Here is a 16578-nt window from a genome sequence, read left to right as displayed (position 1 = left end):
ATTCGAGCCTAGGAGCGGCAGGGTGCCTGCTGCCTGCCGCCGGAGGAATCTGTGGATAACGTCCGGGAGCGTCCGGCAAGCCAGCCGGCTTCGACGCGCGGTAGAATGGCGCTAACCCACCAAACGCAATTGAGGTCTTTCTTAGTGTCCGTTCACACTCCAGAGCGCCCGTCGGCTGTGCCCGAAGGCCCCGTCGACCGGCAGAAGGCAACGTCGTACAGGCCTGAAGTCCAGGGGCTGCGCGCGCTCGCGGTGCTGATGGTTGTGACCTACCACGTATGGTTTGGCCGGGTCTCCGGCGGCGTCGATGTGTTTCTGCTGATTTCGGCTTTTCTCCTGGCGCTTTCGTTCATGCGGAAAGTGGAAGCCGGAAAGCCGTTGGCGCTCGCCAGCTACTGGTTACACCTCTTCAAGCGGCTGCTCCCCGCCGTCGTCGTCGTCCTGCTGGCAACTCTCGCCGCCACCTATCTGCTCGTGCCGCAATCCAGATGGCAGGACATCCAGGAACAGGCGTGGGCTTCTCTTCTCTACTTCCAGAACTGGCTACTGGCGGCCAACTCCGTTGATTACTACGCGGCGGACCACAGTGGTGCGAGCCCGATGCAGCATTTCTGGTCACTGTCGGTGCAGGGCCAGGTATTCATTCTCTGGCCACTCCTCTTTGCGCTCGCCGCGTTGCTCGCCAAAGTTTCCCGGGTGCGCTTCCGGATTGTGGTCCTGGTGATCTTTGGCGGGTTGTTCCTGGCGTCGCTTGCGTTTTCGATTCACCAGACCTACACAAACCAGGCCTTCGCCTATTTTGATACGCGAACCCGGTTATGGGAGTTCGCGCTGGGCACGCTGCTCGCCCTGGCGTTGCCCTTTGTGAAGCTCCCGCGGCCCTTGCGCGTGGCCGCCGGATGGATCGGGCTGGCAGCAATGCTGAGCGGCGGTTTTGTACTTGACGTGGAACGGGAGTTCCCCGGTTACATTGCACTATGGCCTCTCCTTGCTGCTGCCCTCATCATCCTCGCGGGGCAGACCGGCAGCCCGATAGGCGCCGATAGGCTGCTCTCCTGGCCACCTCTGGTGCGCATGGGGGACATCTCATACGCTCTGTACCTGTGGCATTGGCCACTGCTGGTCATCTACCTCATTTGGGAAGGTGAGCCCGCTGCCGGTCCACTCGATGGATCATTGATCATCGCGGCTTCCCTGGTCCTTGCCTACCTCACGACCAAGTTCGTGGAGCGTCCGCTCCGCGAATCTCCTTGGGCGGAACGCCGACGACGGCGCGCGGCAGTTGTCATCGTGGCCTGCGTTGTGCTGGTCGCAGCGCCGCTGATGGCATGGCAGCAGAACCTGCGCTGGGAGGCTGAGCGCCTCGCCGCACAGACGGTGGCGGACAATCCCGGTGCTATCGCCCTGTTGCCCAACTTTGAGGGTAACCCTGATCCTGATGCGCCCATCAGACCTGCCGCGGCGGAGATTAGGAGCGAATGGGCGGGCTTGCCAGGCAAATGCGAGGCCAAGCCGTATGCGCCGAATACCGATTACCTCGCTCAGTACTGCAGCGACAACCTGATTGAAGGCACCCCCAACCGGACACTTGTTGTCGTGGGTGACTCGCATGCTGAACAGTGGCTGGGGGCCATTAAACCGATGGCTGAAGCAGAGGGTTGGAAATTGATCGCCCTGCTTGAGGGGGGATGCGACTTCGGCGCTCCGGAAGATGCTGCTTTCGAGGTATGCAAGCGTTTCAACGGTGCAGCTATTGAGTACATCGACTCACTGCAGCCGGACGCAGTTTTCACCGTGGCCACCTCCGCGCATCAGGCCGATGCCCAGGACACGGTAGTTCCCGGATTCCCGAAGATAGCCGCACATTTTGCAGATTCAGGTGTTGAGGTAATCGGTGTGAGAGACAATCCGAGATACTCGTTCAACATGATGGCGTGTCTGGAGGCTGAGGGCGAAGCGGAAGCGTGTGCTCAGTCCAAAGACGCTACCCTGAACGAGAACCCTCCATTCGATGACATCCTCCAGGCTGCTCCGTCCACGAAGCTCCTGGACATGACGGACCTGATCTGCGGTGCGGAAGAGTGCAGCCCGATCGTCGGAAACATGCACGTCTACATCGACGACAATCACCTGACCGAAACGTACGTGGCCTCCATGCTTCCCGTGTTCTCAGAACGCTTCAAACAAGCGACAGACTGGTGAACCCAGTCGTGAGTCGGGGACGGGGATTGCCTTCGGCGGTCACTTGCGCATCCAAGCCATCGAGGAAGGCCACATCATGAAGATTTCCGTTATAGCGCTGGGAAAGATCGGGCTGCCGCTCGCTGTGCAATTCGCTTCAAAAGGACACGACGTTGTTGGAGTTGACGTAAATCTCCAGGTTGTCGAATCCGTCAATAATGCGGTTGAACCGTTCCCAGGAGAAGCCCACCTCCAGGAGAAGCTGTCCGAACTGGTGCCGGCTGGGAAGCTGCGCGCCACCACTGACTATTCAGACGCAGTGCCGGATGCGGACGCCGTTGTCCTCGTCGTTCCGCTCTTCGTTGATGCTGACGCACAGCCAGACTTCGGATGGATGGATGGGGCAACAGCCGAATTGGCCAGGCACCTGACCCCGGGCACCCTAGTTTCCTACGAGACCACGCTCCCGGTTGGTACCACCCGAACCCGCTGGAAGCCGATGCTTGAGGAAGGATCGGGCCTCACCGAAGGCAAGGACTTCCACCTGGTGTTCTCCCCGGAGCGGGTGCTCACGGGCCGGGTCTTCGAGGATCTCCGCAAGTACCCCAAGTTAGTGGGTGGGTTGTCCGACGACGGCGCGAAGGCCGCCATCGCATTCTACGAGGCGGTGCTGGACTTCGATGACCGTCCGGACCTCCTGCGGGGGAACGGCGTATGGGACCTCGGGTCGGCAGAGGCATCAGAGCTCGCCAAGCTTGCCGAAACCACTTACCGCGACGTGAATATTGGGCTGGCGAACCAGTTCGCACGGTTCTCCGCAACGGCCGGGATCGACATCTATCAGGTGATCGAAGCGTCCAACTCCCAGCCGTACAGCCACATTCACCAGCCGGGGATCGCAGTCGGCGGCCACTGCATTCCGGTCTATCCACGACTGTATCTATGGAACGACCCGTCAGCGACCGTTGTGCGTGCGGCGCGTGATGCCAACGCGGGTATGCCCGAGTACACGGTGGGGCTGCTGGAAGGGGCCTATGGAGACCTGGCGGGTGCCGTCGTCGTCGTTCTGGGCGCTGCCTACCGCGGCGAAGTGAAAGAAACTGCTTTTTCGGGCGTCTTCGCAACCGTTGAGGCGCTCAGGAAGCGGGGAGCCAGTGTGCTGGTCCACGATCCGCTATATACCGACGAGGAACTGGCATCCCTTGGCTTCGATCCTTACCACCTTGGCGGAGAGGTCGATGCCGCTGTTGTTCAGGCGAACCATGCCGAGTACTCGAGCCTCTCTCCAGCGAAACTGCCCGGAATAAAGGTCTTCATCGATGGGCGTCGGGTGAGTAGCGCAGATCAATGGCACGGTGTCACCTACCGTGTCATCGGCAAGGCTTGATCATCCACTGACGGAGAAGGGAAATGATGACCTACATTGCTGAGAGTGCTGATGTGTCCGAACGGGCCAAACTCGGCGAGGGCACGAAGATCTGGCATCTCGCTCAGGTTCGCGAGGGTGCAAGACTTGGAGTGAACTGCATTGTCGGGCGGGGAGCCTATATCGGTGCAGGGGTCTCCATGGGCAAGAACACCAAGGTGCAGAACTACGCGCTGGTCTACGAGCCCGCAGTCCTCGGCGAGGGAGTCTTCATAGGACCCGCCGTTGTGTTGACCAATGACACCTATCCGCGTTCAGTTTCGCCAGACGGCACGCCCAAGAACGCAGACGATTGGACACCTGTGGGAGTGACGGTCAAGGCCGGTGCATCCATCGGCGCCAGGGCTGTGTGCGTGGCACCCGTGACCATCGGAGAGTGGGCGACGGTCGCTGCAGGCGCTGTCGTCACGAAGGATGTGCCCGCCTACGGTCTGGTTGCCGGGGTGCCGGCCCGCAGGATCGGCTGGGTGGGAAAATCGGGACAGCCGCTGGTCGAACAGGATGGACACTGGACATGCCCGCGCACCGGCGAGAAGTACAGTGAAGCCCAGGGAACATTGACACCATTAGAAGGACCTTGATGAGCACAGGATTCATTCCGGCAGCAAAGCCGATCATCGGCGACGAGGAACGTGCGGCAGTGGATGCCGTGCTGGTGTCCGGCATGCTTGCGCAGGGCATGGAGGTTGCCGAATTCGAACGTGAATTCTCAGAAATCCTCCTTGATGGCCGGGCGTCCGTTGCCGTGAACTCGGGTACCTCAGGCCTGCATCTAGGCCTCCTCGCTGCGGGTGTGGGTCCGGGGGACGAAGTCATTGTCCCGTCCTTCACCTTTGCGGCCACCGCCAACTCCGTGGCCCTTACCGGTGCCAAGCCTGTTTTCGCGGACATCGAGCCGGACCACTTCTGCATGGATCCCGGACATGTTGAATCCTTAGTCAATGAACGAACCAAGGGCATCATGCCAGTCCACCTCTATGGGCACCCGGCCAACATGACCGCCTTCGGTGAGCTGGCGGCGCGCACAGGAGTCCAACTCTTCGAGGACGCCGCCCAGGCGCATGGCGCTTCACTGGACGGACGGAAAGTCGGGACGTTCGGTGCCTTTGGGATGTTTTCCCTATACCCCACGAAGAACATGACCTCGGGCGAAGGCGGCATGGTATCGACTTCGGACCCAAACCTTGAGCGGGGCCTCCGCCTCCTTCGCAACCAGGGCATGGAGCGCCAGTACGAGAATGAAGTGGTCGGGTTCAATGCACGAATGACGAACCTGCACGCTGCCATCGGACGTGTTCAACTGACCAAGATACAGCGCTGGACGGATCAACGGCAGGCGAACGGGAAATATCTGACCGACCATCTGGAGGGCGTTGTAACCCCCAAGGTGGCGGAAGGAGCCGAACACGTGTACCACCAGTACACGGTCCGGGTTCCCGAAGACAGGGATGGTGTGGCAGCAGCTCTGAGAGATGAACACCAGATCGGGACCGGCGTGTATTACCCGCTTCCCAATCACAGGCTTCCTTCATTCGCACGAACTGATGATCTTCCGAACACGGAAGCCGCGGCGAGTGAAGTTCTGTCCCTGCCTGTGCACCCGTCGCTTGATTCGGAAGACCTCGACCGAATTGTCGCCGCCGTGAATGCCGTTTGCAGAGCCGGTGCATGAGGAATGGCTGCACTCAGGGTAGGCCTAATTGGTCTGGGAATGATGGGCAGGCACCATGCACGGGTGATCCGTGAGCTGGACGGCCTGGAGTTGGTTGCCATCGCGGACGCCCAAGGCGATCCGCATGGGGTGGCTGGGGGGTTGCCGGTGTGCTCCTCGGTGGAAGAGCTCATCTCGGCGCGGATCGACATGGCCGTGTGCGCGGTACCCACGGGGCTGCACGAAGAAGTGGGACTGGCCCTCGCAGGTGCAGGAGTGCACACGATGGTCGAAAAGCCCATATCGTCCACAATCGAGGGTGGGGAACGCCTCGTCGCTGCCTTCGAATCCGGCGGACTAATCGGTGCCGTAGGCCACGTCGAACGCTTTAACCCGGCGCTGCAGTCACTCCGCGGGCGCCTGGAGCACGGCGAGCTGGGCGAGGTCTATCAGGTCGCAACACGCCGTCAGGGTCCGTTTCCCGCACGCATCGCCGATGTGGGAGTGGTCAAGGACCTCGGAACGCATGACTTCGACATCTCTTCCTGGCTGACCCAGTCCCCCTACAAGACGGTCACCGCCAAAACGAGCACCCGCTCAGGCCGTCAACATGAAGATCTTGTCTCGGCGACCTGCCAGTTGGCGAATGGAGTAATCGTCAATCACCTGGTCAACTGGTTGTCACCGATGAAGGAGCGCCTGACCGTCGTCACGGGGGAGCGGGGAGCTTTCGTTGCCGACACGCTCACTGCCGACCTCACCTTCTACGAGAACGGCACCGTTGCCACCGAGTGGGAAGCCGTGTCAAACTTCCGTGGCGTTTCTGAGGGCAATATCACGAGGTTGGCGCTGAACAAGCGCGAGCCGCTGAAGGTAGAACACGTTGCTTTCCGGGACGCCGTCCTTGGCACCGCAGACAACATCGTGACGATGCGCGAGGGGCTGAACGTCTTGAAAGTGGCTGAGGCCATCCTTTCGGCGGCACGCTCCGGGTCCACGGTGGAGCTCTAAAGATGCCGCTACGCGTCCTTGTTGCCACTCGGCTGTATCCGCCTGAGCCCGGCGCTGCGGCCTACAGGCTCGCGGCCATGGTGCGCGCGCTCGAGGCACAAGGGCACAGGGTCACTGTCTATACCACCCGATATAGGGAAGTAGGCAGCTCGGGCAGAACAGTGCGCCGCTGGCCCGTATTGCGGGACAAGTCCGGATCGGTGCGGGGGTACCTGCAGTATGCGAGCTTCGACATTCCGCTCTTCTTCCGCCTGCTCGCCAGCCGACCGTTCGACGTCGTCGTCGTTGAACCGCCTCCCACCACCGGTGTGGTGGTCCGTCTGGTGGCGGCCCTGCGCCGCCGCCCCTACATCTATTTCGCTGGTGACGTCAGCTCGGTCGCAGCCGAAGGAATCGGCGCGCCCCGTGCTGTAGTAGGCGTTCTACGGGTCATTGAACGTTGGGTACTCTCGGGTGCCACGCGGATTCTGACTGTGTCGGCGGGAGTCACCGACGCAGTGAGGGACCTCGCGGGCTCCAAGGTCCATGTGAGCGAAGTCGGCACCGGCGTGGATACCGACCGGTTCTGCCTTGACGGACCGGTCGCGGAAAGGACTGGGCCCTTCTTTGTGTATGCCGGTACAGCATCCGAGATTCAGGGCGCTGGCGTATTCGTGGACGCTTTTTGCCTGGTGGGAGAAGAGAATCCCGAGGTTCGCCTGTTGATGTTCGGCCAGGGCACGGAATATGCAGAACTACTCGAACACGCAGCGAAGTTCGCCGATCGCGTCGAGTTTCTGGGAAACGTGCCCGGTGAAGTGGTGGCCGAAGCTTTCAGGGGAAGTGCCGCGGTGCTTGCTTCTGTGCGCCCTGGGCTCGGCTACGACTTCGCCTACGCCACAAAGGCGCTCGCCGGCCTGAGCTGCGGGGCTCCGGTCATCTACGCGGGGGTGGGCCCGATCGGTGAATCTGTGGCAAGCGAGAACCTCGGGTGCTGGGTTGACTGGGAGGCAGACGCCGTTGCAGACGCCATGCGGACCATTCTGTCGACGCCTTACTCTTCAGAAGACCGGGAGCGGATATCCCGCTGGGCTACAACCAATCATTCACTGGCCAGAGTTGGTGCCCTGGCGGTGGAAGCGCTTGAGGTGGCAGTGGACCAGCGCTGACAAACGGCAGCTGTTGCCCAGCCCACTGAATGAAGAGCCCGTCCGTTCAGTCGGGTAACCTAGTCCCGCACGCAATCCTGACTTTGCGCGCCAACATCAATACAGGAGAATCTGTGAACGCTGACCTTGTCATCGTAGGATCGGGCTTCTTCGGCCTGACTGTCGCTGAACGGGCGGCAACTGAGCTCGGCCTGAAGGTTGCCGTCCTCGATCGCCGTCACCACATCGGTGGAAACGCCTACAGCGAGAACGAGCAGCAGACTGGTATTGAGGTTCACCGTTACGGTGCGCACCTGTTTCACACCTCAAATGAGCGCGTTTGGGAGTACGTCAATCGCTTTACCGGTTTCACCAAATACGTGCACAAGGTCTACACCAGCCATAAGGGCGAGGTGTACCCCATGCCCATCAATCTGGGAACAATCAACCAGTTCTTCCGCTCCTCGATGGGCCCGGCTGAAGCCAGGGCACTGATTCAGGAGCAAGCGGGGGAGCTCGCCGGCACGGATCCCCTGAACCTGAATGACAAGGGCATTCAACTCATCGGACGTCCGCTGTATGAAGCTTTCATCAAGTACTACACCGGTAAGCAGTGGCAAACAGACCCACGGGATCTGCCGGCGGAGATTATCTCCCGGCTCCCAGTGCGGTACACCTACGACAACCGATACTTCAACGACACCTACGAAGGCCTGCCGGTTGACGGCTACACGGCGTGGATCGAGCGAATGGCGGATCATCCGAACATCAGCGTCCACCTGAACAGCGACTTCTTTGACGAGACCCACGAGTTCTCGCGTAAAGCAACGACGGGACAGGTTCCCGTCGTATACACCGGCGCAGTCGACAAGTACTTCGACTACGCCGAGGGGCACTTGTCCTGGCGCACCATCGACCTCGAAGAGGAAGTGCTGCCCATCGAAGACTTCCAGGGTTGTTCAGTGATGAACTACCCCGACGAAGACGTTCCCTACACCCGCATTCACGAGTTCCGCCACTTTCACCCCGAGCGGGACTACACGAAGGACGCGACGGTCATCATGCGCGAATTCTCCCGCTTTGCCGAGAAGGAGGACGAGCCCTACTACCCCGTTAACACCGCGGAGGACCGCTCCAAGCTCCTGGCTTACCGCGACCTGGCGAAGGGCGAAGACGCAGTACTGTTCGGCGGGCGGCTGGGAACTTACAAATATTTGGACATGCACATGGCGATTAGCTCCGCGCTGGCCATGTACGACAACAAGATCAAGCCTCATTTCTCCGGGGGAACAAAACTCGAAAGTGGAGGGGTGGACGTATGAACGACACCGTTAACCTGAGCAGCACCGAGCAGGTATTCCAAACACTGCAAAGAGTAATTCTGCCGACCGAGAGCAACATCGATACGGCACCTTTATACCTCGACACGGGCAGCGCGCTGAGCGTGCAGTTGAACACTATGGACGGTAGTACATCGTCGGACCGTTCGTCAGTGGGGAGCTATAACAACGCAAAAGAAATTCACGCAGAGGATTTCCAGTCCCGGCACTCGACGCTGGTTCGCCAGGGTGAGCGTGTTTCGTTCGGTAGCTACTTCAACGCTTTCCCTGCGAGCTACTGGCGTCGTTGGACCACTGTTGAGGATGTTCGACTCAGCTTGGCTACGCGAGGACCTGGCAGCGTCAGCGTCTACAAGTCCAACGCACGCGGAGCCCTTCAGCACGTGGAGACGAAACGTGTGACCGGGACCACCACCACCACTTTCGATCTGTCGCTCAAGCCTTTCGGCGACGGCGGCTGGTATTGGTTTGAGCTGGTAGCGGGCTCAGAAGATTTTGTGCTGCAAGCAGCCGAATGGCAGGCTCGGCCTGATGGTGGACAGACCGGGACAATCACCCTCGAAATCACTACGCTGAACAAGCCCGAATTCTGCCTCAACAATCTCCGTATTTTAGCTGAAAGCCCGGATAGCTTGGTCCACCTCAAGGAAATCCTTGTGGTCGATCAGGGCACGCAGAAGGTAGCAGCCGAGCCTGGGTTCGACGAAGTAGAGGCCGCGCTCAAGGGCAAGCTGCGGATCATTAATCAGGCGAACCTCGGTGGTTCCGGCGGGTTCGCGCGGGGAATGTACGAAGCTGTCGAAAACGGAAGTGACTACGCGCTCCTGCTCGACGATGATGTCGTTATTGAGCCCGAGAGCATTTCACGCTTAGTTACGTTCGCGGACCGCTGCAAGTCGCCAACAATTGTCGGTGGTCACATGTTCGATCTTTACAATCGGACGGTCCTTCATACCTTCGGTGAAACAGTCAACCCCTGGCGGTTCCAACCAGACCAGCCAGTCGCCGAGCAGGTCCTTGGCCACGATTTCGTGCGGTCGAACCTTCGGCAGACGCCGTGGCTGCATCGCAGAGTCGATGTCGACTACAACGGTTGGTGGATGTCCCTCATTCCGACGGCGGTCATTCGCGAGATAGGACTGTCTCTTCCTATATTTATCAAGTGGGATGATGCGGAGTATGGGTTGCGGGCGAAGGCTGCGGGGTTTCCCACGGTTTCCATGCCCGGCGCCGCGGTATGGCACGTCTCCTGGATAGACAAAGACGATCTTGTTGGGTGGCAGGCCTACTTCCACACACGCAACCGCATGATTGCAGCGCTCCTGCACAGCCCTTACGAACGTGGTGGGCGCGTAGTTCGCGAGACCGGGTATCTTGATATCAAGCACGCTATTTCCATGCAGTACTACACTGCGATGGGTCGCGTCATGGCATTGCGGGATGTCCTGAAGGGTCCTGATCACTTGCATGAGATCCTTCCCACGAAGCTTGTGGAAATTAGAAGTATGGCTACCGAGTACCCTGACTCACAGTTCAAAAGTGCACCTGATGCGTTCCCCGGCCCAAAGATGGACAGGCCACCCCGCCGCGGACAAGGTTTCAGGGCGCCGTCCTACCTCAAGTTGGCTCCATGGGCCGCTAAGACTATTGTTCGCCAGCTAAGCAAGCCGGTTTCGCCTTCCGCGACGGATCGTCCGCAGGCGGTAGTGGCTCACCAAGACAACAAGTGGTGGCGGATGTCGCAGTACGACAGCGCCGTAGTTTCTAATGCTGAAGGCACGGGTGCCTCCTGGTACCAGCGTGACCCGAAGAAGCTGCGGGCTTTGCTTGCGGAGTCTGCCCGACTCAACGCTGAGATATTCAAGGAATGGCCACATCTACGCGAACAGTATCGCTCAGCGCTCAGCGACATAACCTCCTTTGAAGCTTGGAAGAAGACTTTCGAAGCTCACTCAGACATGAGCCAACGCGATTGAGCACGGAGCTTGTCACGCCCGGGCTGGGTAAAGGGCTGCGTGATGTTGTACGTTCTCGATTCCTGCTCAAGCTCTTGGTGGCTAAGGAACTGAAAGTCCGCTACCGCGGATCCGCCTTGGGACTTTTGTGGTCCTACGTCAAGCCTGGCGTTCAATTCGTGGTTTTCTGGTTTGCACTTGGGGTGTTCCTGGGCATGGAACGTAACACCGAGAACTACGCTGTGTACCTGTTCTCAGGGATTATCCTGATCAACTTTTTCAATGAGGCGCTTGGCAACGCCTCGAGATCCATTGTGGGCAACGGTGGATTGATCAAGAAGATTTACCTTCCACGCGAATTGTTCCCCGTGGCGTCGGTCTGGGTGTCGGCCGTGCACTTCTTTCCCCAGTTCCTGGTGCTTCTGGTGGCTTGCGTGGTCACCGGCTGGACTCCGGGTTTCTTCCAGATTGTGGCGGCTGTCGCTGCCTTCATCATCGTCGCGCTCCTGGCTACCGGACTGGGCTTGTTCTTCGGAGCCGCCAATGTTTACTTCCGGGACTCGGAAAATTTCGTGGACATGTTGCTGATGATCGCGACCTGGGCCTCCCCGGTTCTGTACACCTGGAGCATGGTCCGTGACGGCCTTCGAACCGCTTTCAGCTCGGGCACGGCAGAAATACTCCACCAGGCCTACCAGGCCAACCCGTTGACAGTTGCTGTCGAGCTGTTCCACTTCGCATTCTGGTTACCCACCACGACGGGAACAACAGACCAGGTGCTGGCGACCCCACCAAATCTTCTTGACCTATGGCTGCCGATCGGGTTGGCCACTGCGCTGCTGATCACCGTGCTGGGTCAGATCACGTTCAGGCGGCTCGAAGGCCGCTTCGCCCAGGAGCTGTGACAATGGCCGCCGCAATCGAAGTCCGCAGCATCTCCAAGCAATTCGTGCTGCGCCACACCCGCTCCATCAAGGAGGCGTTCGTATGGTTGGTGAAGGGCCGTAAAGGGGACCTCTCGGAGAAGTTCTACGCGCTGAGCGACCTGTCCCTGGACGTACGGGAGGGCGAGACAGTAGCCCTGCTCGGCCTCAACGGGTCGGGTAAGTCAACGCTCCTGAAGCACATTTCGGGAGTCATGCTGCCAGACAGCGGAACCGTCAGGACACGCGGGCGGGTAGCCGGGCTCATTGAGGTCGGTGCTGGCTTTCACCCCGACCTCAGCGGGCGGGACAACGTGTACCTGAACGGCGCGATCCTGGGGATGACGGAGGAACAAATCCGGGACCGGTTCGAGTCCATCGTCGAATTCTCGGAGATCGGCCAGTTCATAGACACTGAAGTGAAATTCTATTCGTCAGGAATGTACCTGCGGTTGGCTTTCTCAGTTGCTGTTCACACCGACCCCGACGTCTTTCTCGTTGACGAAATTCTCGCAGTGGGCGATGAACCGTTCCAGAAAAAATGCATCGCGCGCATCAAGGAACTCGCAGCTGCCGGCCGGACCCTGGTGGTGGTCAGCCACGACCTTGATCTGGTCGCCCAGATTTGTCAGCGGGGAGTCGTGCTGGAACGCGGCACGATCATTTTCGACGGCCCTTCCCATGAAGCAGTTGCGCTACTGCGCGGCAGGTAGCCGGGTCACTTCTGAGGTCGGACTCCCAGAAGGCGTTCGACGATAGAGCACGATACTGACTCGTCCTGCCTGCTGCTGAGAGCCTCGGCAGCTGCGTGAGTGTTCGCCTTGAACGCTCCCACACTGTCGACCGACAGACCGGACAATGTTTCGGCAAGATCGCTGGCTTCAAAACCCAGGGTAACTGCGCCGAGGCCGTACTTGGTAATCAGCCCGGTTGTTTCCACAGCTGGGCTGAAAACGATCGCCAGACGTGCCTGGACGAAATCGAAAAACTTGTTCGGCAGCATGAGCTGGTGATTCACCGTTCGGGGCGGCAGGCTGAACACCCCGACGTCGTAAGCGTTGAGAATGTCAGGCAAGCTGGCCGGGGCAACAGGGGGGTGGAACCGTACCCGGCGAGAGTCATCAGCCCGCTGCTTGAGCTGCGAAAGATACTTTCCGCCGTCACGGGCGGGTACGAGAAATAGGTCGAGGGAAAAACGCTCATCCAGTTCTTTGACGGCGTCGATCAGACATTCGAGATTCCGCCCGGGTATGGCTGCACCGCTGTGAACCAGTCTGATCTGACCGGGCGACAACTGGGAGGGATGCAGGTCCCGGAAGGGCCCTGCATTGCGGATCGTTTCCACCGGCGTACCGAAACGATCCTCGTACAACCTCGAGATGGACGAGTTGACCGCGCTGACAGCGGCCGTGCGCGGGAGGTAGGTACGGCATACCCAGCTCATGTAAGGCTTGATGAGCAGGCGCCACGAGTGCACGTGCGCCCGCTCCTCCGGTGCCCATTCATGCATGTCACCCCATACTGGCGCACCGTTGGAGATCCTGTGGGCGAGTGGGAGGGCGCGCGCCTCGTTTGCCACTACGAGATCGAACTGCTGACCATCGACGAGTTGTAGCGCACTGTGAATTGCCGGAGCGAGGAACGCCGCGCGCGGGTAGCGTCGGAGGATGAGGGCGCTGACTCCAGGCACAGTCTGCGGCAGGGAAGGAAGCGACTCATCCACACGAAGATGGCGGGTGGATTGGGGAGGTGCTTCGCCATAGCTCAGGGTGGTCACCTCACCGGAGCGGGCCAGGATGTCCAGCTGTCGCAGTACCCTTGAATCGGAGTTGATATCCGAGAAGGAGATGCACAAAATGCGGGGACCCATGAATTCAACCCTAGCTTGCTGCGCATGCTGAGACGCTTTCCCTTGCCCTGCGCTCTTAACGGTGAGGCTGCCCACGCGCAATGAAGTCACTGATAGCGATCAACCGCACACTCTTGGCGGTCCTGCCGAACTCCGCTCGGCAGTTCCTCATTCGTTACGCCGTCCTGTCTTGCCTCCTCTCGCTGATCGACGTCGTCGCGCTTGGCCTCCTTGCAGTCGTGATGTCGGGAATCATCAGCGGTGACACGGTGCAGCTGGGCCCGTTCGGAAGCGTGCGTGAGGTGAGTGACTACATCGTCGTCCTCGGCGTGTTCTGCTCACTGATCATTCTCAAGAGCGGACTCAACATCCTCCTCCTGCGTTTCGCGACCACGCGCTTCGCCTCTCATGAGGTGACCATCGGCGACCGCCTGCTGGCCGCGTATATGCGAGCTCCCTGGGTTGACCGACTCAGGAAGAACTCGGCCGAACTGGTCCGTTCTGTTGATTCGGGCGTGTCGATCACCGTCTCCGGTGTCCTGATGCCCTCGATGGGGTTGGCCGGGGAAATCGTTTCGGTTCTCGCAGTCGTGTCCGTGGTCCTGGTGAGCAACTGGATTACCGCTGTGACGGCGATCATCTACCTGGGACTGGTAGCCCTGTTCTTGTCGCGCGGGATCTCGCGTCGTGCCGTGTTGAACGGCAGGCGCAACCGGCAGTTCTCGTTCAAGACAGTGCGGTTGCTGACAGAAGCTGTAGGTGCGCTCAAGGAAGTAACGCTCAAAGGCGCCACAGCCGATGTCGAACAGGCCGTACACGCCAACAGGATTCACTCGTCGAAAGCGCGGGCCCTGGCGACTTTCCTCGGCCAGGTTCCACGTTTCGTGCTGGAAGCCGCGCTCATCGGCGGCTTCATGATCGTCGGAACTGTAGGCATGCTCACCAGCCCTGCAGGTATTGACCCGGTGACGAACGCGCTGGCGGCGGTGGCGCTGTTCGGAGTCGCTGGGTTCAGGATCATCCCCTCGCTGACCCGGTTCCAGTCCATACTCTCCACCGTTCATTCCAGTACGCCCTTCGCCGAGCAGGTTCTGGCCGACATCCAGGAGGCCGAGAAGCGGGCCGTGGACGAGGAGGAGCCCGATCAGGAGCAACTGGCCTCCGGAGCCCATGACGTCGTGCTCCGCGACGTTGACTTCACCTATCCCGGGTCCGACGCACCTGCACTCAGCGGTGTGACGATGACTATTCCGGCCGGGTCGCGGGTAGCCGTGGTCGGCGCTTCCGGCGCAGGCAAGTCGACGCTGATCGATCTCCTGCTGGGCCTGCTGCTTCCCGACTCCGGCGAGGTGCTGGTCGGTGGGACGCCAATGCGGCGCGTTCTGCACTCCTGGCGGTCCCAGGTTGGCTACGTGCCGCAGGAAGTGTCGCTTTTCGATGCGTCAGTCGCGCAAAACGTTGCGTTGACCTGGGACCCGGACAAAGTCGATCCCGATCGGGTCCGCCGTGCCCTGCGCAGGGCGCAGCTCCTCGATACGGTCGAAGCGAAACCGGAAGGGATCCTCAGCTCGGTGGGGGAGCGCGGTATGGCCCTTTCCGGGGGACAGCGGCAGCGGTTGGGCATTGCCAGGGGTCTTTACGCTGATCCTGCGGTGCTGGTGCTCGATGAAGCGACCAGCGCACTTGATACCACCACCGAGGCAGCCGTCACCGCGGCCATCCGTAACCTGGCCGGGGACATCACCACCATCACTGTTGCGCACCGCCTGTCGACCATCCGGGACAGCGACGTCGTCTTCTTCTTCGCAGATGGCCGTCTTGCTGCCCAGGGTAGCTTCGAGGAAGTTGTGGCGCAGATGCCGGACTTCGCCCAGCAAGCCGCTCTGGCGGGGCTGGCGTAGTCAAACCATTGAAGGACCGAATGAAAGATCGCGCATGACTGAAGAGCATTTGCCGGCCCGTTCCCGAATCCTGGTCCTGTCTTTTTCTCCAATTCACAGAGACCCAAGGGTGCTGCGACAGATCAGCCTTTTCAGCGAGTTCGCAGATGTGATTTCCTGTGGGTATGGGGCTGCGCCCGAGGGGGTTGTCGAGCATGTAGAGATACCGGCTGAGTACAAACCTTGGCGTCCGGACTTCCTTCCGGTGGCCCTTATGCTGGCGACAAGACGTCACGAAAAGCTCTATTTCGACTCCGAGAGAGTGCGGCACGTCCGGCGTTCCATCCCGCCTCGCAGCATTGACGTTGTAGTGGCCAATGATGCTATAGCCGTTCCCTTGGCGCTTGCTTTGGAGCCACGCCAGGGCGTACATGCCGACCTGCACGAATACGCGCCGCGACAGGGCGAACACAAGCGTCAGTGGCGCCTCCTCGTGGGTCCGTTGATGTACTGGGCATGCCGCAAGTATTTGCCCAAGGCAGACTCAGTCACGACTGTTGCGTCGGGAATCTCCCACGAATATGCGCGCGTGTTCGGTATTCCGGAGCCAGCGGTGGTACCGAACGCGACGCAGTACCGCGCAGAGTTTGAACCAACTACCGTTGAAACGCCACTGCGTCTGGTGCACACCGGTGCCGCAGGACGGGCCCGAAAGATCGAAGTAATGATCGACGCCGTCGCCCGCGCCAATGAGCTACGTGCAGGTACGGCAACCCTCGATGTTGTGCTGGTCCCAGGAGAGCAGGCTTATATTGACGAGCTCAAGGCGAAGGCGGACAGGACACCGGACGGAGCGGTCCGCGTCCTGCCGCCGGTGGAGTTCAAGGAGATCGTGCCCATGCTTCACCAATACGACGCTGGAATTTTCCTTTGTCCTCCAAGCACTTTCAACCTCCGGCACGCGTTGCCCAACAAGCTCTTCGAATTCATTCAGGCTCGCCTGGCTGTGGTGATAGGACCCTCTCCGGAGATGGAGCGTATTGTGCGGCAGCACGGCGTAGGTGTGGTCGCAGACGGGTTCGACGCCGAATCGACGGCTCGCATCCTATGTGAACTTACTCCCGAGGCAGTCAGCCGCATGAAGCAGGCATCTCACGCGAACGCGGAGAAGCTCAGTGCCGAGCGGTTATCTCAACCCTGGCTCTCTGCTGTTCAGCGCCTCATCAGGATCTGAC

Annotated in this window: 13 protein-coding genes; 12 read left to right on the top strand and 1 reads right to left on the bottom strand. The window is 60.1% G+C overall.

Features of this window, described 5'->3' with window-relative positions; translation table 11 throughout:
• Positions 1 to 144: 144 nt before the first annotated feature.
• The 10 genes from ACWA1U_RS14875 (at position 145) to ACWA1U_RS14830 (ending at position 12327) form a co-directional block, all read left to right on the top strand.
• Positions 145 to 2202 carry an acyltransferase family protein gene (locus ACWA1U_RS14875; protein ID WP_463722930.1) on the top strand — a complete coding sequence of 686 codons (2058 nt, stop codon included), beginning with the start codon at positions 145 to 147 and terminating at the stop codon, positions 2200 to 2202.
• Between the two features lie 76 nt (positions 2203 to 2278).
• The gene (locus ACWA1U_RS14870; RefSeq protein ID WP_463722929.1) at positions 2279 to 3568 is read left to right on the top strand and encodes a nucleotide sugar dehydrogenase; all 1290 of its coding nucleotides are present in this window, start codon (positions 2279 to 2281) and stop codon (positions 3566 to 3568) included.
• Positions 3569 to 3594: 26 nt separating this feature from the next.
• The gene (locus ACWA1U_RS14865) at positions 3595 to 4188 is read left to right on the top strand and encodes an acyltransferase (RefSeq protein ID WP_463725060.1); all 594 of its coding nucleotides are present in this window, start codon (positions 3595 to 3597) and stop codon (positions 4186 to 4188) included.
• Complete coding sequence (locus tag ACWA1U_RS14860; RefSeq protein ID WP_463722928.1) at positions 4188 to 5279, top strand: DegT/DnrJ/EryC1/StrS family aminotransferase; 1092 nt, start codon at positions 4188 to 4190, stop codon at positions 5277 to 5279. Before ACWA1U_RS14865 ends, ACWA1U_RS14860 begins: the two co-directional genes overlap by 1 nt.
• Before the next feature lie 3 nt (positions 5280 to 5282).
• Positions 5283 to 6269 carry a Gfo/Idh/MocA family oxidoreductase gene (locus tag ACWA1U_RS14855; protein WP_463722927.1) on the top strand — a complete coding sequence of 329 codons (987 nt, stop codon included), beginning with the start codon at positions 5283 to 5285 and terminating at the stop codon, positions 6267 to 6269.
• 2 nt (positions 6270 to 6271) lie between these two features.
• Positions 6272 to 7417, top strand: a complete 1146-nt coding sequence (locus ACWA1U_RS14850) for a glycosyltransferase family 4 protein (protein WP_463722926.1) — start codon at positions 6272 to 6274, stop codon at positions 7415 to 7417.
• 113 nt (positions 7418 to 7530) lie between these two features.
• A complete protein-coding gene (glf, locus tag ACWA1U_RS14845) occupies positions 7531 to 8718 on the top strand; it encodes a UDP-galactopyranose mutase (protein WP_463722925.1) in 1188 nt (395 codons plus the stop codon).
• Positions 8715 to 10712 (top strand): glycosyltransferase, encoded by a 1998-nt coding sequence (locus ACWA1U_RS14840; protein ID WP_463722924.1) that lies wholly within the window; start codon positions 8715 to 8717, stop codon positions 10710 to 10712. Before glf ends, ACWA1U_RS14840 begins: the two co-directional genes overlap by 4 nt.
• A complete protein-coding gene (locus ACWA1U_RS14835; RefSeq protein WP_463722923.1) occupies positions 10709 to 11596 on the top strand; it encodes an ABC transporter permease in 888 nt (295 codons plus the stop codon). Before ACWA1U_RS14840 ends, ACWA1U_RS14835 begins: the two co-directional genes overlap by 4 nt.
• A gap of 2 nt (positions 11597 to 11598) precedes the next feature.
• Positions 11599 to 12327, top strand: coding sequence for an ABC transporter ATP-binding protein (locus ACWA1U_RS14830; protein ID WP_463722922.1), 729 nt, complete (start codon positions 11599 to 11601; stop codon positions 12325 to 12327).
• A gap of 5 nt (positions 12328 to 12332) precedes the next feature.
• Here ACWA1U_RS14830 and ACWA1U_RS14825 read toward each other — a convergent pair whose 3' ends face one another.
• The gene (locus ACWA1U_RS14825) at positions 12333 to 13484 is read right to left on the bottom strand and encodes a glycosyltransferase (RefSeq protein WP_463722921.1); all 1152 of its coding nucleotides are present in this window, start codon (positions 13482 to 13484) and stop codon (positions 12333 to 12335) included.
• Positions 13485 to 13564: 80 nt separating this feature from the next.
• On the opposite strand from ACWA1U_RS14825, the gene ACWA1U_RS14820 reads away from it, so the two are divergent.
• On the top strand, positions 13565 to 15364 hold the full coding sequence (locus ACWA1U_RS14820; protein ID WP_463722920.1) for an ABC transporter ATP-binding protein: 1800 nt from the start codon (positions 13565 to 13567) through the stop codon (positions 15362 to 15364).
• A gap of 109 nt (positions 15365 to 15473) precedes the next feature.
• Entirely contained in the window at positions 15474 to 16577 is a 1104-nt protein-coding gene (locus ACWA1U_RS14815) for a glycosyltransferase (protein ID WP_463722919.1), read from the top strand.
• Position 16578 lies beyond the last annotated feature (1 nt).

The sequence above is a fragment of the Arthrobacter sp. TRD_SC_6 genome (assembly GCF_055361185.1).
The sequence above is the reverse complement of the archived record's forward strand: the minus strand, read 5'-3'. Positions and strand labels throughout refer to the sequence as shown.

What these genes read in the sequence shown, in the direction of transcription:
- ACWA1U_RS14865 (WP_463725060.1), top strand. Translation starts at nt 3,595, where the DNA reads ATGACCTACATTGCTGAGAGTGCTGATGTGTCCGAACGGGCCAAACTC.
- ACWA1U_RS14855 (WP_463722927.1), top strand. Translation starts at nt 5,283, where the DNA reads ATGGCTGCACTCAGGGTAGGCCTAATTGGTCTGGGAATGATGGGCAGG.
- ACWA1U_RS14850 (WP_463722926.1), top strand. Translation starts at nt 6,272, where the DNA reads ATGCCGCTACGCGTCCTTGTTGCCACTCGGCTGTATCCGCCTGAGCCC.
- ACWA1U_RS14870 (WP_463722929.1), top strand. Translation starts at nt 2,279, where the DNA reads ATGAAGATTTCCGTTATAGCGCTGGGAAAGATCGGGCTGCCGCTCGCT.
- ACWA1U_RS14860 (WP_463722928.1), top strand. Translation starts at nt 4,188, where the DNA reads ATGAGCACAGGATTCATTCCGGCAGCAAAGCCGATCATCGGCGACGAG.
- ACWA1U_RS14840 (WP_463722924.1), top strand. Translation starts at nt 8,715, where the DNA reads ATGAACGACACCGTTAACCTGAGCAGCACCGAGCAGGTATTCCAAACA.
- ACWA1U_RS14825 (WP_463722921.1), bottom strand. Translation starts at nt 13,484, where the DNA reads ATGGGTCCCCGCATTTTGTGCATCTCCTTCTCGGATATCAACTCCGAT.
- ACWA1U_RS14820 (WP_463722920.1), top strand. Translation starts at nt 13,565, where the DNA reads ATGAAGTCACTGATAGCGATCAACCGCACACTCTTGGCGGTCCTGCCG.
- ACWA1U_RS14830 (WP_463722922.1), top strand. Translation starts at nt 11,599, where the DNA reads ATGGCCGCCGCAATCGAAGTCCGCAGCATCTCCAAGCAATTCGTGCTG.